Source organism: Niveispirillum sp. FG156 (genome assembly GCF_057809555.1).
On record NZ_JBMDKE010000039.1, the window covers coordinates 1 to 14,688 of the forward strand.

Below are 14,688 nucleotides of genomic sequence, written 5' to 3' on the forward strand. Positions count from 1 at the left end.
AACCCATTGAAACTCATAGATTGCCTCCCCGGCGAAGGCCGGGGCCCAGGGGCCAAGCGCCCGACCTATCAGCAGCGTCGATCAACGCAGCTTCGAGGTTTGAGCCTGTGACCCCTAGGCCCCGGCCTTCGCCGGGGAGGCAGATTTTCTTAATCTCAACAGTCCATAGGCAAAAGAAAAAGGGCGCTCCCACCTGGGGAACGCCCTTTCTCCGTACTGAGCCCGGCGAACCGGGGCCAAGCGTGATTAGCGCTTGGAGAACTGGAAGCTGCGGCGGGCCTTGGCCTTACCGTACTTCTTACGCTCGACCACGCGGCTGTCGCGGGTCAGCAGGCCAGCGGCCTTCAGCGGCGGACGCAGGCCCGGCTCGAAGTAGGTCAGGGCCTTGGAGATGCCGTGACGCAGCGCACCGGCCTGGCCCGACAGACCACCACCGGAAACGGTGGCGACGATGTCGAACTGCTCAATGCGGCTGGTGATCTGGAACGGCTGGTTGATCATCATGCGCAGCACGGGGCGGGCGAAATAAACCGCCAGCTCACGGCCATTCACGGTGATCTTGCCGGTGCCGGGCTTCACCCAGACGCGGGCGACGGCGTTCTTGCGCTTGCCGGTGGCATAGGCGCGGCCGAAAGCGTCGAGCTTGGGCTCAACCGGACCGGCCGGGTCAGCGGCAACGGAGGCGGCGGCAGCGCCGGCCTTCAGGTCAGCGAGGCTGTTGATCGTGGCCATTTATCAGGCGCTCCGCTTGTTCTTGGCGTTCTTGGCGGCGAGGTCCAGCACCACCGGCGACTGCGCGGCGTGCGGATGCTCGGCACCAGCGTAAACGCGCAGGTTGCCCATCTGGCGGCGGCCCAGCGGGCTGCGCTTGATCATGCGTTCAACGGCCTTGATGACGACGCGCTCGGGGAAGCGGCCATCCAGGATCTGACCGGCGGAACGGCCCTTGATGCCGCCCGGGAAGCCGGTGTGCCAGTAGAACATGGCATCGTTCCGCTTGTTGCCGGTCAGGGCAACCTTGTCGGCATTGATGACGATGACATTGTCACCGCAATCCAGGAACGGGGTATAGGTGGGCTTGGTCTTGCCGCGCAGGATCAGGGCGATCTGGCTGGCGAGACGACCCAGGACAACGCCTTCCGCATCGATCAGAATCCAGTTCTTCTCGATCTCGGACGGCTTCAGGTTAAAGGTCTTCATCAGAGCACTCGGGCTTATACGGATGAAGGCGCCAACCACCGGGCTGGCACCGAAGCGAATGGTGATGTACCGCCCATCCCCCGCCGTCGCAAGCAAAAAATGCAGCAGATGCAAGGGTCTGTAAAACGGTATTATAATACCGTATCCACAAACACTTTGATTTTATTGAGAAAATTCCCACCGTTCGAAGGTGCCTTGTGCCCGGAAGTCGTTGCCATGACGCGGTGACATGGGGTGGATGCGTAGGAACAAGCGGGCGGGCGATGATGTTCATCCTTCATCCGCCACTTACGATGGAGAAGATTATGTCGATCGCCTATGCCAAGGCCGGAATTGCCGCCCTGACCCTGACCTTCACCCTGGCCGCGTGCGGCAGCAACATGCAGGAACGCGCCGCCAGTGGCGCCCTGATCGGTGCTGGTGCCGGTGCCGTGCTGGGAGGCAGCCTTGGCAGCGCCGCCTTGGGCGGGCTGGCCGGTGCGGGGGCCGGTGCCGTGGTGAACGAGGTGCAGAAGGACAAGCAGAAGAAGCGCAAGCCGTGACGTTGGTTGGCGGGCGCTTCTAATGCTCAAAGGCCGCCGGGATCGCTCCCGGCGGCCTTTTTACACAGGACGAAGCCCCCAGGCCCTTACTTCAGGCCCAGTTCCTTCACGATATGCTGTGCGCCATAAACATTGCGCAGCGCCTCGGACATGCCGCGCACATCGACCATGACGGTGCGGTTGCGCTTGGGCTCATAGCCGTAATCGCCCGACAGGCTGTGGATATTGCCGTCGAAGACCAGGCCGATCACCTCGCCCTTGGAATTGATGGCGGCGGAGCCGGAATTGCCGCCGATAATGTCGTTGGTGGAGACGGCATTATAGGGCGTCGCCATGTTGACCTTGCCCTTCGCCTCGTCCCAGCTCTTGGCCATGTCGAACGGGAAGGCGCCGGTGTTGCGCTCATACAGGCCACCGATGGTGGTGTAGGGCTTGACCTCGGTGCCATCCAGCTCCGTCCAGCCCTGCATCTTGCCATAGGACAGGCGCAGCGACAGGGTGGCGTCGGGATAGACGCTGTCGCCATACAGGGCGAAGCGGGCCTTGGCGATGCGGGCCTGGGCCTGTTCGACCACGGCGTCCACTTCCTCTTCCACCGACTTGCGGGCCGCGCGGGCGGCGGCGTCCACCACCTTCATCAGCTTGATCATCGGATCGTCAGAGGCATCGACGGCAGCCTTGCCACCCTCGAACAGGCGTAGGCGCTCCGCCGGATCACCCAGCTTGCTGCCCTTCACGGCGGCGGCTGCCACCTGATCGGGCGACTGCTTGCCCAGCACAGCCTTGACCAGCGCGTCATCGGGGCCGAACTGCTCGCGGAACTTGGTCAGCGAGAAGGTCAGCAGGGCAATCTCCAGGTCCGTATGGACCGGGGCCGGGTTGGACAGGCGCTGCTTCAGGCCCGGCAGGCGGCTGTCGCCATATTCGCGCAGACGCTGGCCCGACGGCAGCAGGCGTTCATCCCCGGCGCGCAGCACCAGACGGGCATTCATGGCCAGCACGCTGTCGAAGGCGCGCATGCGCTCCAGATGGATCAGGCGCTGATACAGTTGGACGTAGCGACCTTGCGCCTTTTCGACCTGTTCGAACGCGTCGCCGACCTGGGCGGCCAGCTTCGGGTCGGCGGATATCTTGGCGCGCAGCTCCTGCTCCGCCTTCACCTTGGCGCCGAAGAACTCCTTGTCGGCCAGCGCCATCTGGCGGCCCTTCCAGACCTTGATGGAATTCTCGATGCTGTTCAGGTCGTCAAAGGCCTCGCGGTTGCGGTCGGCATTCTCGCGACCGAACTCGATCAGGCGGCCACGGCGTTCCTGTGCCCAGAACAGGAAGGAGGGGGCGACATTGTCACGCACGAATTCCAGCTCGGCGATGGTGCGCAGACGGCTGGTGGAACCGGGATTGCCGATGACGAAGCTGGCATCGCCTTCCTTGCTGCCCTCGGTCGACCATTTGAAATGGTTGGGGCTCTTGATCGGCTTGCCATCCTCGTAAACGCGCAGCAGCGACATGTCGAGGGCATAGCGCGGGAAGTTGAAATTGTCGGGATCGCCGCCGAAGGAGGCCGCTGCGGCCTCCGGCGCGAAGGCCAGACGCACATCCTGATAGCGCTTGTACTTGTAAAGGTTATAGCGACCGCCCTGATACAAGGTCACGGCATCGCAGCGCAGCTTGGCATCGCCATTGGCGCAGTTCTTTTCGATATCGGCCAGAACGGTGCGGCGGGCATTGGCGAAGTCCTGGCCGGTCTTGCCGGCGGTGGCGGCTTCGACCTGGGCGGTGACGTCGGTGATCTCAACCAGCTGGTTGATCTCGATCCCGGCGCAGCTCTTTTCTTCGGGGCGGGTCTTGGCCAGGAAGCCGTCAGCCTGATAATCCTTGTCGGCGGAAGACAGTTCGGCGATGCAGTCGGCGACGCAATGATGATTGGTCATCACCATGCCTTCGCCCGACACGAAGCTGCCGGAGCAGCCGCCGGCCAGACGCACATAGGACAGCTGCGCCTTCTTCAGCCATTTCGCGTCCGGCGTGAAGCCGGTTGCCTTGGCGATGGCCGCCGTCGGCACATTGTCGATGGTCCACATGCCTTCATCGGCGTGGGCCGCACCCACCAGCAGGGCGATGGCCGCAGCGGTCGATACCGCCAGCTTCACCGTCTTCACCATGTTCGTTCCCGTCCTTCGTTCCGCTTAAGCGCGTTTGTGTCCTGGATGCTGTAACCCACGGGCGCAGGCGCGCGCGCAGGTCAGGGGCGGCACCATGCGCCCAAGCCAAGGGGCCGGTCAACGACCGGATGGGGCCAGTTTACAGCGGTGGCATGGTACCGCAGCCCAGCCTGCTTTATCCGCGCTGTGGTGACATAGGGCGCGGACGCGCGCATGGGGGCGATGGCTGGGGCATTGTCACGGCGAAACCGATTCTGATGGAGAATGCCTGTGACCGCCGATGCTGTTGACCGTCGCCAACTGCTGGCTGGGATGGCCGTCGCAGGATTGTCTGTCGCGGGGCAGGGCGCTTTGGCGCAGGAGATGGGGGCGGTCCCCGCAGCAACGGTCGCCGGGGTGCAGCAGGACATGGCCCCCTGCCGTTTCGGCGTGATCCATTACCATTTCGTCAAACCGGCAAAGCCGACGGGCAAACTGCCGGTTCTGTGCTTTCACGCCTCGCCCGGATCGGGCCTGGGTTTCACCCGTTTCCTGCCGTTTCTGGGCACTGACCGGATGGTGATTGCCGCTGATAATCCGGGTTTCGGCCTGTCGGACCGTCCGCCACAGCCATCCACCATCGCCGATTTCGCTGGCGCGATGGGCGATCTGATGGATGCGCTGAACCTGAAGCAGGTGGATCTGGTCGGCAGCCATACCGGCTCCGCCACGGCGGTGGAACTGACGCGGCAGCGGTCGGGCGCGGTTCGGCGGCTGGTCCTGCATTCGGCTCCGCTGTTCACGCCGCAGGAAATTGCCGATTACAAGGTCCGCCTGGCCAGCAGCCATCCGGAAAGCCTGGATCAGGCCGCCACCCAGCTGCCCGACCTCTGGTCGAAATTCGCTCGCATGCGCAATGAGTTGGGCGACGATCTGGCCTGGAAGGTGTTCTGGGAAATGAACCGCGACCCGCTGCATCGCGGGTGGGGGCATGATGCGGCCTTTGCCTATGATTATGCCGGCGGGCTGAAACAGGTGCGGCAGCCCACCTTGATCCTGAACCCGCAGGAAAGCATGTCACCGGTCACGGCGCGGGCGCGTGGTATGGCTCCCAATATCCAGGTCATGGACCTGCCCTGGACCGGTGGCCTGTTCAGCCTCCATGCCCAGGATGTGGCCCCCCTGGTCCGCGCCCATCTGGACGCCTGACCAGGGCCGGGATCAGGCATTGGCGGCGCGGCGGCGCATGAAATCATCCAGGGCGCCGTTCATTTCCTTCAGCAAGGCCGCCACCATCGGGTCATTCTGGGCGTGGCGCCAGACCGCACCCATGCGCGGATGGTCGGCAAACATGTCGATTCCGCCAAAGGCCGGCAGGAACTTTTCCAGGAAGAAGCAGGCCGGCACCATGGCGCAGTCGGCCAGGGTGAAACGGTCGCCCATGCACCAGGGGCCGTCGATGAAGGTTTCCAGCCCGTCACGCCCGCGCTTCAGTTCGGCCAGCTTTTCCCCCACCAGACGCGCATCGCGGGTGGCGGGGTTCATCTGACCCAGCAGGCCCAGAAGGGCAGGCAGGATATAAAGATCGGCGGCCCGGCTGATGATGCGGGCGCGGGCGCGTTCCAGATCACTACCGGGCAGGATGGGCTTGTCGGGGAAGCGTTCGTCCAGGAATTCGCAGATCACCTCGGACTCGATAATGGTGGTCCCGCCCGCATCCAGGGCCGGCATCTTGCCATAGGGGTTGATGGCCAGATATTCGGGCGACTTCAGCCCGCCGCCCGGCGGCGGCACCACCGGGATGTCCAGCCCCTTGTACCGGATCGCCAGCAGGACCCGGGTGACATAGGGGCTGAGCACGACACCATAAAGCTTCATCTTCTCAATCTCCGGTCGCTCGCCCGTTCGGCCATCCGCCCCCTACATAGCGCGATGCGGCACGGGGGGGTAGGGGGCAATGGCCCACGCATGGCCATCACCCGCCACCTAGATCGGGTTCCAGCCCCCGATATGGCCATAGATGGCATCGCGCAATTCCTTGACCTGGGTGTTCAGTGTCCCTAGGGCCGTGGCGGGCTGGCCTGACGCGGTCAGCAGGGCGGTGCCCAGGCAGCCGGCCCTGGCGCGCAGGGTCCATCCCTGTTCGGTCAGGGCCACGATCACCTGCCGCTCATTCTCCGGATTGCGGGTCCGCACTACCAGACCCGCCACTTCCAGCCGTTTCAGCAGCGGCGTCAGCGTGCTGCTTTCCAGCGCCAGCCGGTCGGCGATGCCGCCAACGGTCTGGGCATCACCCTGCCACAGAACATTGAGAACCAGATACTGCGGATAGGTCAGGCCCAGCCCGTCCAGCAGGGGCTTGTAGGCGCGCTGGATAGCGATGCCTGCTGAATAGATCGCGTAGCAGAGCTGGTCATCCAGTGGCACCGGGCCTTTGGAATCTGTTGTCATCGTCCCCTCGCAGATCGTCCGGAAAGCGGACTTTCTGCTAAAATATATATCGCGATAAATTTCTCTGGACAAGGGGCTGGGTCATTGCTAGATAACAGTTATTGCGATAACAAATATCGCGGTTAGTTAAATCCAACCCCACAAACCCAACCCACGAACAAGGAGCAGACCGATGACCTTCAATATCCGCCGCCTCGCCGCCGCCCTCGCCATGGTCGCAAGCTTTACGGCTGCCGGGCACGCCACGGCGGCAGAGCCCGTCCGCAATGTCGTGCTGGTACATGGCGCCTTTGCCGATGGCTCTGGCTGGCGTGGCGTTTACGACCTGCTGACCGCCCGTGGTTACAAGGTCAGCGTCGTGCAGAACCCGTTGACGTCCTTTTCCGATGATGTCGCGGCGACGCGCCGTGTCCTGGCACGGCAGGATGGTCCCACGATCCTGGTCGGTCATTCCTATGGCGGTGCCGTCATCACCGAAGCGGGGGAGGACCCGAAGGTGGCGGGTCTGGTCTATGTCGCGGCGGTAGCGCCGGATGTAGGGCAGTCCACCGTCGATCAGCTGTCGCAAACGGCCCCCATGCCGGAATTCATTATTGAACCGCAGGCCGACGGCTTTGCCTTCGTCAATGGGCCGAAGTTCAAGGCCGGCTTCTCCGGTGATGTCAGCGATGCCGATGCCGCCTTCCTGCGCGATAGTCAGGTGCCGATTGCCATGGCCGCACTGAATGCCAAGGTGACCCAGGCTGCCTGGAAGAACCGGCCGAGCTGGGCCGTCATCCCCAACCAGGACGGCGCCATCAATCCGACCCTGCTGCGCTCCATTGCCAGGCGTATCGGTGCCACCGCACGGGAACTGGACGGTAGCCATGTGGTCTTCATTACGCAGCCGAAGGCGGTGGCCGACGTGATCGACAGCGCCGCCCAGTCCATCAAGCGCTGAACGGCAAGGAGGGGCGGGGCTCGCACGGCTCTGCCCCTTCCGTATGCTTGACCCCGGCCATGGCTTGCGGCCATCAAGGGATGGACCGTAACGCCGGGACATGATGCATGCGCGCCGCCACCGCCTTTTTCCTTGCCATCTTATCGGTGCTGTTGCCCGGTCTGGCCCAGGCCGCGTCGGTTCCGCCGGGCCTTTCCGCCGGTATTGCGGGTCCGGTCCTCACCTATGTGCATCTGTTCGGCCTGCTGGGTTTGGGCCTGTGGCTGGATATGCAGGGACGGGGAACGCCGGGGGCGGGGGCGGGATTGGCGCTGGCCGCCGGGATCATTGCGGGTCTGTTGACGCGGGCAGGCTTGCACCTGCCCTTCGCCGGGCTGGCGCTGGAGGCCTCGCTGATCGTGCTGGGCGGGTTGCTGGCGGCGACCTTTACCTTGCCGGCGGTGGTCGGTCTGGTGATGGCGGCGGCGGTGGGGGCCCTGCATGGGATCAGCCTGTCGCAATGGGGCGGGCCCGTTACGGGGAGCACCCTGTTCTGGCCCGGCATGTTGATGGGCTGTGTTCTGGTCCTGTCGTCGGGCGTGGGCCTGTCGGCCACCTTGTACCAGATCGGTGGGGGCAAGGCGTCGCGTGTGGCGGGTGGCGGCATCGCCCTGCTGGGCCTTTTGATGCTGTTGAATGTTTTGTGACAAAAACCGTTGGATATCGGCCACAGGACCCCGACTTTTGTCCTGGCCTATACCATTTCGTCCCCGTTCCGGTTGCGAACATTGTTCGGCAGGCGCACCATGGTATGGTCTTAAGCCACAAGGGAAAGGGCGCTTAGGCCATGCCCAATCCAGCCGAACCCCCGCAAGCCGTCCCGCCCGAAGCTGATACCAATCCTGGTTTCCTGCGACGACGCGACCTGTTGGCCGGTGGCTTGGCCCTGGCGGCGGTATCCGCCCTGCCGGGTCTGGCCCGCGCCGCATCCGAACAGGTGCGGTTTTTCCAGATCGGCACCGGCACCACCGGCGGCACCTATTTCCTGATCGGCGGCCTGCTGGCGAATGCCGTATCAAATCCGCCCGGTTCACGTCCCTGTGACCGGGGTGGTGCCTGTGGTGTGCCGGGACTGATCGTGGTGGCACAGGCGACATCGGGTGCGGTGGACAATATCGGCCTGATGCGTTCGCGCCGGCTGGAATCGGCACTGGTCCAGGCCGATATCGCGCATCTGGCCATGACCGGACAGGATCCGTTCCAGAAAACGGCCTATCCCGACCTGCGCGCCATCGCCAATCTTTACACCGAAACCATCCATCTGGTGACGCGTGCCGGCAGTGGGATCAAAAGCCCGGCCGACCTGAAGGGCAAGCGGGTGGCATTGGGAGAACAAGGGTCGGGCACGCTGGTGACGGCGCGCGCCCTGCTGGCCACCTATGGTCTGTCGGAAAAGACGGTGAAACCCTTCTATCTCAGCCCCGCCGCCGGCGGTGACCGGCTGGAGGCGGGGGAACTGGACGCCTTCCTGATCGTCGGCGGCTATCCGTTGCCGGCGGTTGCCGATCTGGCGCGGCGCCTGCCCATCGCCCTGGTGCCTTTCGATGATGCCCGCGCGGCGCAGTTGATGAAGCGCATGCCGCATTTCACGGAAACCCGCATCGATGCCGATACCTATGACGGCGTGCCTGCGACGCGCACGCTGGGCGTCGGGGGTGTCTGGGTGGTGCGCGGCGATCTGAAGCCGGAACTGGTGCATGATATCACGGCGGCACTCTGGAACGAACAGACGCGGTCGATGCTGGATAATGGGCACCCGCGCGGGAAGTCCATCCAACTGGCCACGGCCCTGTCGGCACTGCCCATTCCGCTGCATCCCGGTGCTGAACGGTTTTATCGGGCCAAGGGCATGATCAAGGGTGATGAACCTGCGCCTAAGATGCCGGCCACGCATTGAGGGCACGCGCGTCGTAAATTGTCCCGTCTGTCCATAGTTCGCTTTCCTGGGTTGACCGGAGGAAACATACAAAGATAACCTTCGTCCTGTTGGGTGCGGCGGGACAGGTGGCACATGGGACGGGTGATGGCAGGATGGCGGTGGCCGGCAGCCTTGTCCGGTACCTTGCTGGGCCGTTTTGTCGTGCGGCTTGCCGGATGGTCCATGCTGATCGTGCTGGCCCTGACGGCAATCGGCTATTCAACCATTTACGACCGGGAAGAACGGGAGGCGCTGGACAGCCTGAAGGCGCATCTGCTGGAACGTGGGCGCACGGAAAGCGCCATTTTTCAGCTTGCCGCCTCCAATATGGAGCTGTTTCGCGACCGTTTCCTGGCGCTCTATGCCGATCCTGCGATTCTGGCCGACCCGGACTTTGATACCTTCTTTGAACGCGGGGCCGATGGCGCCACGCGTCTGCGTCAGCAATATTTCGACGGTATGGTGGGGCCTGATGGTATCCGCCGGGCCGGCATGTCAGGTTTCATTGGTGCCAACCAGAAGGTTATTTCCGACGAACTGAAGCGTCGTCTTGTCCTGTCCTATCATCTTTCGGCGGATTATGGGGCGGCGTGGCAGAATCGCTTTATCAACACGACGATCAGTATGCCGGAAAACGCCATGATCATGTTCTGGCCTGCCTTCGCCTGGGGACGGGAGGTGGAGGCTGATCTGGATATGACGGCCTTCTCCGTCGTGCGGTCCACCATGTTCGCGGAGAACCCCGACCGTCATCCCGTCTGGACGCCGCTATATCATGACCATACCGCCAAGGCCTGGATGGTCAGCTATCAGTTGCCCATCGACTATCAGGGGAGGCATCTGATCAATGCCGGCCATGATGTGCTGGTCAATGATCTGATGGACCGGCTGATCACAGACCATCTGCCCGGATCGTACAATTTCGTCATGGCGGCGGACGGCCATCTGGTGGCGCATCCGCTGTGGATGGATCGGCTGCGCAAGGAATTGGCCACCATCAATCTGCAAAAGCTGGGGGATGAGGGCCTGCTGCGCACCCATGCCCTGATCCGCGACAGTGTGGAGCGGCGTAAAAGCGATCCTGGCCCCGATGAGAATGTCTGGATCGTCGATGATGTGGCCGACGATGCCTATCTGGCCGTCACGCGCCTGGATGGTCCCGACTGGTGGTTCGTGGCCCGTTATCCCAAGGCGCTGGTGGCGGCCAAGGCGCATCAGGCGGCCAGTGCCATCATGGCCATGGGCACCGCCTATTTCCTGGCCATGCTGGTTCTGGTCTTCGTCCTGCTGCGCCGGCAGGTGGCCGACCCGATCCTGCAATTGAAGAACGCGTCGGAGAAAGTGGCGGCGGGCGATTATGCCGCCGTCGCCGATGGCGAAACCCCGTTGCCGACGGCGACGCAGGACGAGATCGGCCTGCTGGCCCGCTCATTCCAGGACATGGCGGTGCGCGTGCGGGAGGCCAGCGACAGCCTGGCCGAACAGGTGGCGCTGCGTACCGAGGCGCTGGACGCCGCCAACAAGCAGCTGGAGGAATGGAGCCTGCACGACGCGTTGACAGGCGCCCATAACCGCCGCGCCTTCGATGCCGACCTGCGCAGCGTGTTCGATCTGGCGCAGCGTCAGGGTAAGGCCAGTTTCGCGTTGCTTATGGCCGATATTGACCATTTCCAGGCCTATAACAGCGCCTATGGCGAGGCGGCGGGCGACCAGATCCTGCGCACCCTGTTCCGGGTGCTGGCCCGGCAGGTGGGGCAGGGGGACCGGGTCTATCGCCATGGCGGCGCACGGGTGGCCATCATCCTGACCGAAACCGATCCGGTGGCGCTGGAGGCGCGGGTACGGGCCTTGCTGGACGATGTAGCTTCGCTGGCCTTGCCGCACCAGAAAAGTCCACACGGCATCGTGACCTTGTCGGCGGGATTGGCCCGTTTCAAGCCGGACATGGCAGGTCCCGCCGACATGGCGCGCCTGGCCGATGACCGGCTGGCGGCGGCGCGGGCCGGGGGCCATAACCGGCTAGTGGCGTAGGATCAGGCCTCCTGCGCCGCCGTCTTCTCCACCGCCGCCTCTTCGCTGCGGCGGCGGGTCAGTCGGGATAGAGACAGGCTGAAGATCGTCATCAGGATGGCGCAGAAGATGGCGGACCAGATGACCTTTGCCAGCGATGGGTTGTTGAGGTTGAAATAGGCCAGCTGCCCGATATTCAGCAGAACAACGCCACGCAGCATCCATTCGACATTGATTCTGGACAGGATATAGGCTCCGAACGGCGCCATGAACAACACCACCGGATAGGCGCAAAGCCAGGTACGTACCTGATATTCCGTCAGGCCGGCATCATGGAAATGTCGGTAGGCATAACCAAGGATGGATATTGCGGCCATCAGGATGATGGACATATGCGTAGCCACCTTTTCCTTCATGCGGAACCGGGTGACCAGCAGGGTATAGATCACGATATCGGCGCCGGTGCCGAACAGGCTGGCGCATAGGCCACCCACGATCAGCACCAGACCCAGCAGCGCATGATCCCGCCAGCCCGCCGTTTCCAGGCGGGGCCGGTCACCGCGATGGTCGCTCCAGACATAGGCGATGGCGAAGGTGGTGATCAGGCTGAGGAACAGGGCCTGGATGATATAGACGGGCAGCGACTGCAACAGCAGCATGCCGGCCATAAAACCCACAAAACAGACCGGGATGAAGGCCAGCAGGGGCTTGTAGTCCCTGATAACGTTGTCTTTATGGGACAGGATGAAGATGCTGGCGCTGGTCATGCCGATGCTCTGGATCATCAGGCTGAAATCGCGCGCCATGGTGCGGTCGACGGACAGGAAGATGTTCAGAACGGGAAAGGCCACGGCTCCGCCGCCTTCTGGCGTCAGCCCAGCCACAAAGGCACCCAGCACCATGATGGCCGGGTAGTACCAGTGTCCGGCAAGGAAACCCAGGTCATTGAAGGTGGTAAACAGGATCAGCCACAGGCCGAGCATGCCGACGAACCAGCCGGTGAAGATACGGCTTTGAAACAAGGGTCCCTCCCAGGGCGCATTCTTGATATTTATCAAGAATGGACACGGATCGCGGCGCGGGTCAACGGCAGCCCGCTTCCTTTCCGGGCGCAGGCTTCGTATTCTTGAGGCCTGTGGTTGAAAGGATGATTGAATGAGCGCGCAGATCCCCCTGGTCCTGGACGGCGATCCCGGCACCGATGATCTTCTGGCCTGGATGTGGGTGCTGGCTCTGCCGCAGCGGGCGCGGGTACTGGGGGTCAGTGCCGTGAACGGCAATGTCACGCTGGACCGGACGACGGCCAATGCGCTGGCCTTCCTGGACCATGTCGGCGCGCCCGATATCCCCGTGCATGCCGGTGCCAAGGCGCCGTTGGGCAAGGATGAGCCGCCGCCGGGCGATGGGGCCTTTGCCGAATCCGGCCTGGGTGATCTGGTGCTGGCCCCGTCCGCACGACAGGCCGCGTCGCATGATGCGGTCGGCTGGATGGCGCAGACCCTGCGCTCCATGCCGGTGCGGACCGTGACGATCCTGGCGACCGGGCCGCTGACCAATCTGGCGCTGCTGCGCACGACGGCACCCGATGCCTATGCCCGTATCGGGCGGATCGTCGCCATGGGCGGATCATTCGGGCCGTTGCCGCCCAATTTCGTCCGCCGTGGCAATGTCACCCCCTTTGCCGAGTTCAATTTCTGGATGGATGCGGTGGCGGCGCAATCGGTGCTGAATGGCGGGGTGCCGGTGCTGCTGGCCCCGGCGGATGTCACGCATCAGCTGATCTCCACGCCTGCCCGGCTGGCCGCCGCCCGCGCCCTGCCCAAGTTTGGGGAGGAGGTGGCGCGCATGCTGCACGCGCCCTATCACCTGGATAAGCCAAAATTCCATACCGAGGGGGCGTTCCTGCATGATCCCACGGCGGTGGCCGGCCTATTCCATCCCGACCTGTTCGAAACGGTCCGCGCCCAGACGCATATCGTGACGGAAGGGACCGGGATCGGCGCCGGCCTTCTGCTGCCCGACGGGGCCGGGAATGTGGAGGTGATGGTGCGGGTGAAGGACACCGACGCCTATTACACGCGCCTGTTCACCGAACTGGCCGCGCATTACCGGTAGGCGTCAGGCCAGCCGCAGCGTCGCGATCCCCGCCAGAACCAGAAGGGCGGCCCCTGTGCGCCAGCGGCCCACCGGTTCCTTCAGCCACAGCCGCGCGATCAACAGCGCGAAGATAACGCTGGTTTCGCGCAGGGCGGCGACCAGGGCGATGGGGGCATGGGTCATGGCCCAGATGGCGATGCCATAGCCGGACATGGCCATGATCCCGCCCACCAGATCGCGCCGCCAGCCGGCCTTCGTCGCCTGCCAAAGCCCCGCACCGCCCCGCCTTGCCCAGGCCAGGGCCACCATGGGTGGGGCATTCAGGATGAACAGCCAGACCGTATAGGCCACGGCATGGCCGCCGGCACGCGCGCCCAGACCATCCACGGTCGTATAGCCGGCGATGAAACAGGCCGTCGCCAGAGCCATCAGCACCGGTCGCGGATCGGCACGCAGGGCTGTGCCACCGCGCAGGGCCAGGGTGGCGATGCCGCCCGCGATCAGGGCGATGGCCAGCCCCTCCACTGGCTTCAGCAGATCGGTGCCCAGCATCAACCCGGCCAGCGCCACCAGGGGCGGGGCCGCCCCACGCGCCACGGGATAGACCTGTGACAGGTCACCCAGCCGATAGGTGCGGACCAGGAACAGCTGATATCCCGTATGAAAGGCCAGCGACGCCGCCAGATAGGGCCAGGCCGCCGCCGGCAGGGCCGGCACGAAGGGCAGCAGGGCGATGCCCGCCACGGCGCACCAGACATTCAGCATGGTGATCCCCACCAGCCGGTCGCCCCCGCCCTTCAGCAGACTGTTCCATCCCGCATGCATCAGGGCCGCGCACAGGACCAGCGGCACCACCCATTCCGTCATCATTCCCCCAGCAACCGGCCTCAGAGCGCATTTCCGATGACCGGAAACACGCTCTGAGGTTTGCTTATCCCTCAATCACCGGCGCTGCGTCCGCAGCTCGGGCACGCCGCACGAGCGGCGCGGCGGCAGTCGCCGCCGAAGCTGTTTACGGTTAACCGTAAACAGCTTCAATGTCGGCATCCCCAACCGGTTCGCCCCCGGAACGATACAAGCATTGGTGCCATGCGGCGCTTGACGAACATAATCGGCTGATCAGGCGAATTTCGCTGTTGCCAACCTCAAATCCCTTGGCTATAACCCCGCCCACTTCACCGCGACGGCGCCCCGATAGCTCAGCGGTAGAGCAACCGCTTCGTAAGCGGTAGGCCGTTGGTTCAAATCCGACTCGGGGCACCATCTCCTCCCAATCTTGATTGGGTGTGACAGACCGGAAGCTGGTGACAACTTTCAAATCTTCTTGTGAAGAACTTGCTGGGCTTTCCA

At 63.8% G+C, this 14,688-nt stretch carries 14 protein-coding genes and 1 tRNA gene; 8 read left to right on the plus strand and 7 right to left on the minus strand.

All coding sequences use genetic code 11. From position 1 onward, the window contains the following. Window positions 1-246: 246 nt before the first annotated feature. Entirely contained in the window at window positions 247-732 is a 486-nt protein-coding gene (gene rpsI, locus ACODSP_RS21825; protein WP_488967653.1) for a 30S ribosomal protein S9, read from the minus strand. Between the two features lie 3 nt (window positions 733-735). Beyond that, window positions 736-1,200 (minus strand): 50S ribosomal protein L13, encoded by a 465-nt coding sequence (gene rplM / locus ACODSP_RS21830; RefSeq protein WP_054166572.1) that lies wholly within the window; start codon window positions 1,198-1,200, stop codon window positions 736-738. A 305-nt stretch (window positions 1,201-1,505) separates the two neighbouring features. On the opposite strand from rplM, the gene ACODSP_RS21835 reads away from it, so the two are divergent. Continuing rightward, window positions 1,506-1,742 carry a YMGG-like glycine zipper-containing protein gene (locus ACODSP_RS21835; RefSeq protein ID WP_488967654.1) on the plus strand — a complete coding sequence of 79 codons (237 nt, stop codon included), beginning with the start codon at window positions 1,506-1,508 and terminating at the stop codon, window positions 1,740-1,742. Between the two features lie 86 nt (window positions 1,743-1,828). On the opposite strand, the gene ACODSP_RS21840 is transcribed toward ACODSP_RS21835, so the two are convergent. Next, window positions 1,829-3,904, minus strand: a complete 2,076-nt coding sequence (locus ACODSP_RS21840) for a S46 family peptidase (protein WP_488967655.1) — start codon at window positions 3,902-3,904, stop codon at window positions 1,829-1,831. A gap of 270 nt (window positions 3,905-4,174) precedes the next feature. Here ACODSP_RS21840 and ACODSP_RS21845 point away from each other — a divergent pair, with 270 nt between their 5' ends. Further along, complete coding sequence (locus ACODSP_RS21845) at window positions 4,175-5,092, plus strand: alpha/beta fold hydrolase (protein ID WP_488967656.1); 918 nt, start codon at window positions 4,175-4,177, stop codon at window positions 5,090-5,092. A 12-nt stretch (window positions 5,093-5,104) separates the two neighbouring features. On the opposite strand, the gene ACODSP_RS21850 is transcribed toward ACODSP_RS21845, so the two are convergent. Together ACODSP_RS21850 and ACODSP_RS21855 are read right to left on the minus strand one after the other, a co-directional pair. Continuing rightward, a complete protein-coding gene (locus tag ACODSP_RS21850; RefSeq protein ID WP_488967657.1) occupies window positions 5,105-5,761 on the minus strand; it encodes a glutathione S-transferase family protein in 657 nt (218 codons plus the stop codon). A 108-nt stretch (window positions 5,762-5,869) separates the two neighbouring features. Continuing rightward, the gene (locus ACODSP_RS21855) at window positions 5,870-6,334 is read right to left on the minus strand and encodes a MarR family winged helix-turn-helix transcriptional regulator (RefSeq protein ID WP_488967658.1); all 465 of its coding nucleotides are present in this window, start codon (window positions 6,332-6,334) and stop codon (window positions 5,870-5,872) included. A gap of 172 nt (window positions 6,335-6,506) precedes the next feature. On the opposite strand from ACODSP_RS21855, the gene ACODSP_RS21860 reads away from it, so the two are divergent. The 4 genes from ACODSP_RS21860 to ACODSP_RS21875 all read left to right on the plus strand — a co-directional run bounded on the left by ACODSP_RS21860 (window position 6,507) and on the right by ACODSP_RS21875 (window position 11,262). Then, complete coding sequence (locus tag ACODSP_RS21860; protein ID WP_488967659.1) at window positions 6,507-7,274, plus strand: alpha/beta fold hydrolase; 768 nt, start codon at window positions 6,507-6,509, stop codon at window positions 7,272-7,274. A 107-nt stretch (window positions 7,275-7,381) separates the two neighbouring features. Continuing rightward, on the plus strand, window positions 7,382-7,960 hold the full coding sequence (locus ACODSP_RS21865) for a HupE/UreJ family protein (RefSeq protein ID WP_488967660.1): 579 nt from the start codon (window positions 7,382-7,384) through the stop codon (window positions 7,958-7,960). A 140-nt stretch (window positions 7,961-8,100) separates the two neighbouring features. Continuing rightward, on the plus strand, window positions 8,101-9,210 hold the full coding sequence (locus ACODSP_RS21870) for a TAXI family TRAP transporter solute-binding subunit (RefSeq protein WP_488967661.1): 1,110 nt from the start codon (window positions 8,101-8,103) through the stop codon (window positions 9,208-9,210). A gap of 126 nt (window positions 9,211-9,336) precedes the next feature. Continuing rightward, entirely contained in the window at window positions 9,337-11,262 is a 1,926-nt protein-coding gene (locus tag ACODSP_RS21875) for a diguanylate cyclase domain-containing protein (RefSeq protein ID WP_488967662.1), read from the plus strand. A gap of 2 nt (window positions 11,263-11,264) precedes the next feature. On the opposite strand, the gene ACODSP_RS21880 is transcribed toward ACODSP_RS21875, so the two are convergent. Continuing rightward, the gene (locus ACODSP_RS21880) at window positions 11,265-12,263 is read right to left on the minus strand and encodes a sulfite exporter TauE/SafE family protein (protein WP_488967663.1); all 999 of its coding nucleotides are present in this window, start codon (window positions 12,261-12,263) and stop codon (window positions 11,265-11,267) included. A gap of 133 nt (window positions 12,264-12,396) precedes the next feature. Between ACODSP_RS21880 and ACODSP_RS21885 the strand changes: the two genes are divergently transcribed. Next, window positions 12,397-13,356, plus strand: a complete 960-nt coding sequence (locus tag ACODSP_RS21885; protein WP_488967664.1) for a nucleoside hydrolase — start codon at window positions 12,397-12,399, stop codon at window positions 13,354-13,356. A 3-nt stretch (window positions 13,357-13,359) separates the two neighbouring features. On the opposite strand, the gene ACODSP_RS21890 is transcribed toward ACODSP_RS21885, so the two are convergent. Then, window positions 13,360-14,208, minus strand: coding sequence for an EamA family transporter (locus ACODSP_RS21890; protein ID WP_488967665.1), 849 nt, complete (start codon window positions 14,206-14,208; stop codon window positions 13,360-13,362). Window positions 14,209-14,526: 318 nt separating this feature from the next. Between ACODSP_RS21890 and ACODSP_RS21895 the strand changes: the two genes are divergently transcribed. After that, window positions 14,527-14,601: transfer RNA gene (locus ACODSP_RS21895), tRNA-Thr, on the plus strand. The last annotated feature ends 87 nt before the right edge of the window (window positions 14,602-14,688 follow it).

What these genes read in the sequence shown, in the direction of transcription:
- rpsI (WP_488967653.1), bottom strand. Translation starts at nt 732, where the DNA reads ATGGCCACGATCAACAGCCTCGCTGACCTGAAGGCCGGCGCTGCCGCC.
- rplM (WP_054166572.1), bottom strand. Translation starts at nt 1,200, where the DNA reads ATGAAGACCTTTAACCTGAAGCCGTCCGAGATCGAGAAGAACTGGATT.
- ACODSP_RS21835 (WP_488967654.1), top strand. Translation starts at nt 1,506, where the DNA reads ATGTCGATCGCCTATGCCAAGGCCGGAATTGCCGCCCTGACCCTGACC.
- ACODSP_RS21840 (WP_488967655.1), bottom strand. Translation starts at nt 3,904, where the DNA reads ATGGTGAAGACGGTGAAGCTGGCGGTATCGACCGCTGCGGCCATCGCC.
- ACODSP_RS21850 (WP_488967657.1), bottom strand. Translation starts at nt 5,761, where the DNA reads ATGAAGCTTTATGGTGTCGTGCTCAGCCCCTATGTCACCCGGGTCCTG.
- ACODSP_RS21855 (WP_488967658.1), bottom strand. Translation starts at nt 6,334, where the DNA reads ATGACAACAGATTCCAAAGGCCCGGTGCCACTGGATGACCAGCTCTGC.
- ACODSP_RS21860 (WP_488967659.1), top strand. Translation starts at nt 6,507, where the DNA reads ATGACCTTCAATATCCGCCGCCTCGCCGCCGCCCTCGCCATGGTCGCA.
- ACODSP_RS21865 (WP_488967660.1), top strand. Translation starts at nt 7,382, where the DNA reads ATGCGCGCCGCCACCGCCTTTTTCCTTGCCATCTTATCGGTGCTGTTG.
- ACODSP_RS21870 (WP_488967661.1), top strand. Translation starts at nt 8,101, where the DNA reads ATGCCCAATCCAGCCGAACCCCCGCAAGCCGTCCCGCCCGAAGCTGAT.
- ACODSP_RS21875 (WP_488967662.1), top strand. Translation starts at nt 9,337, where the DNA reads ATGGCAGGATGGCGGTGGCCGGCAGCCTTGTCCGGTACCTTGCTGGGC.
- ACODSP_RS21885 (WP_488967664.1), top strand. Translation starts at nt 12,397, where the DNA reads ATGAGCGCGCAGATCCCCCTGGTCCTGGACGGCGATCCCGGCACCGAT.
- ACODSP_RS21890 (WP_488967665.1), bottom strand. Translation starts at nt 14,208, where the DNA reads ATGATGACGGAATGGGTGGTGCCGCTGGTCCTGTGCGCGGCCCTGATG.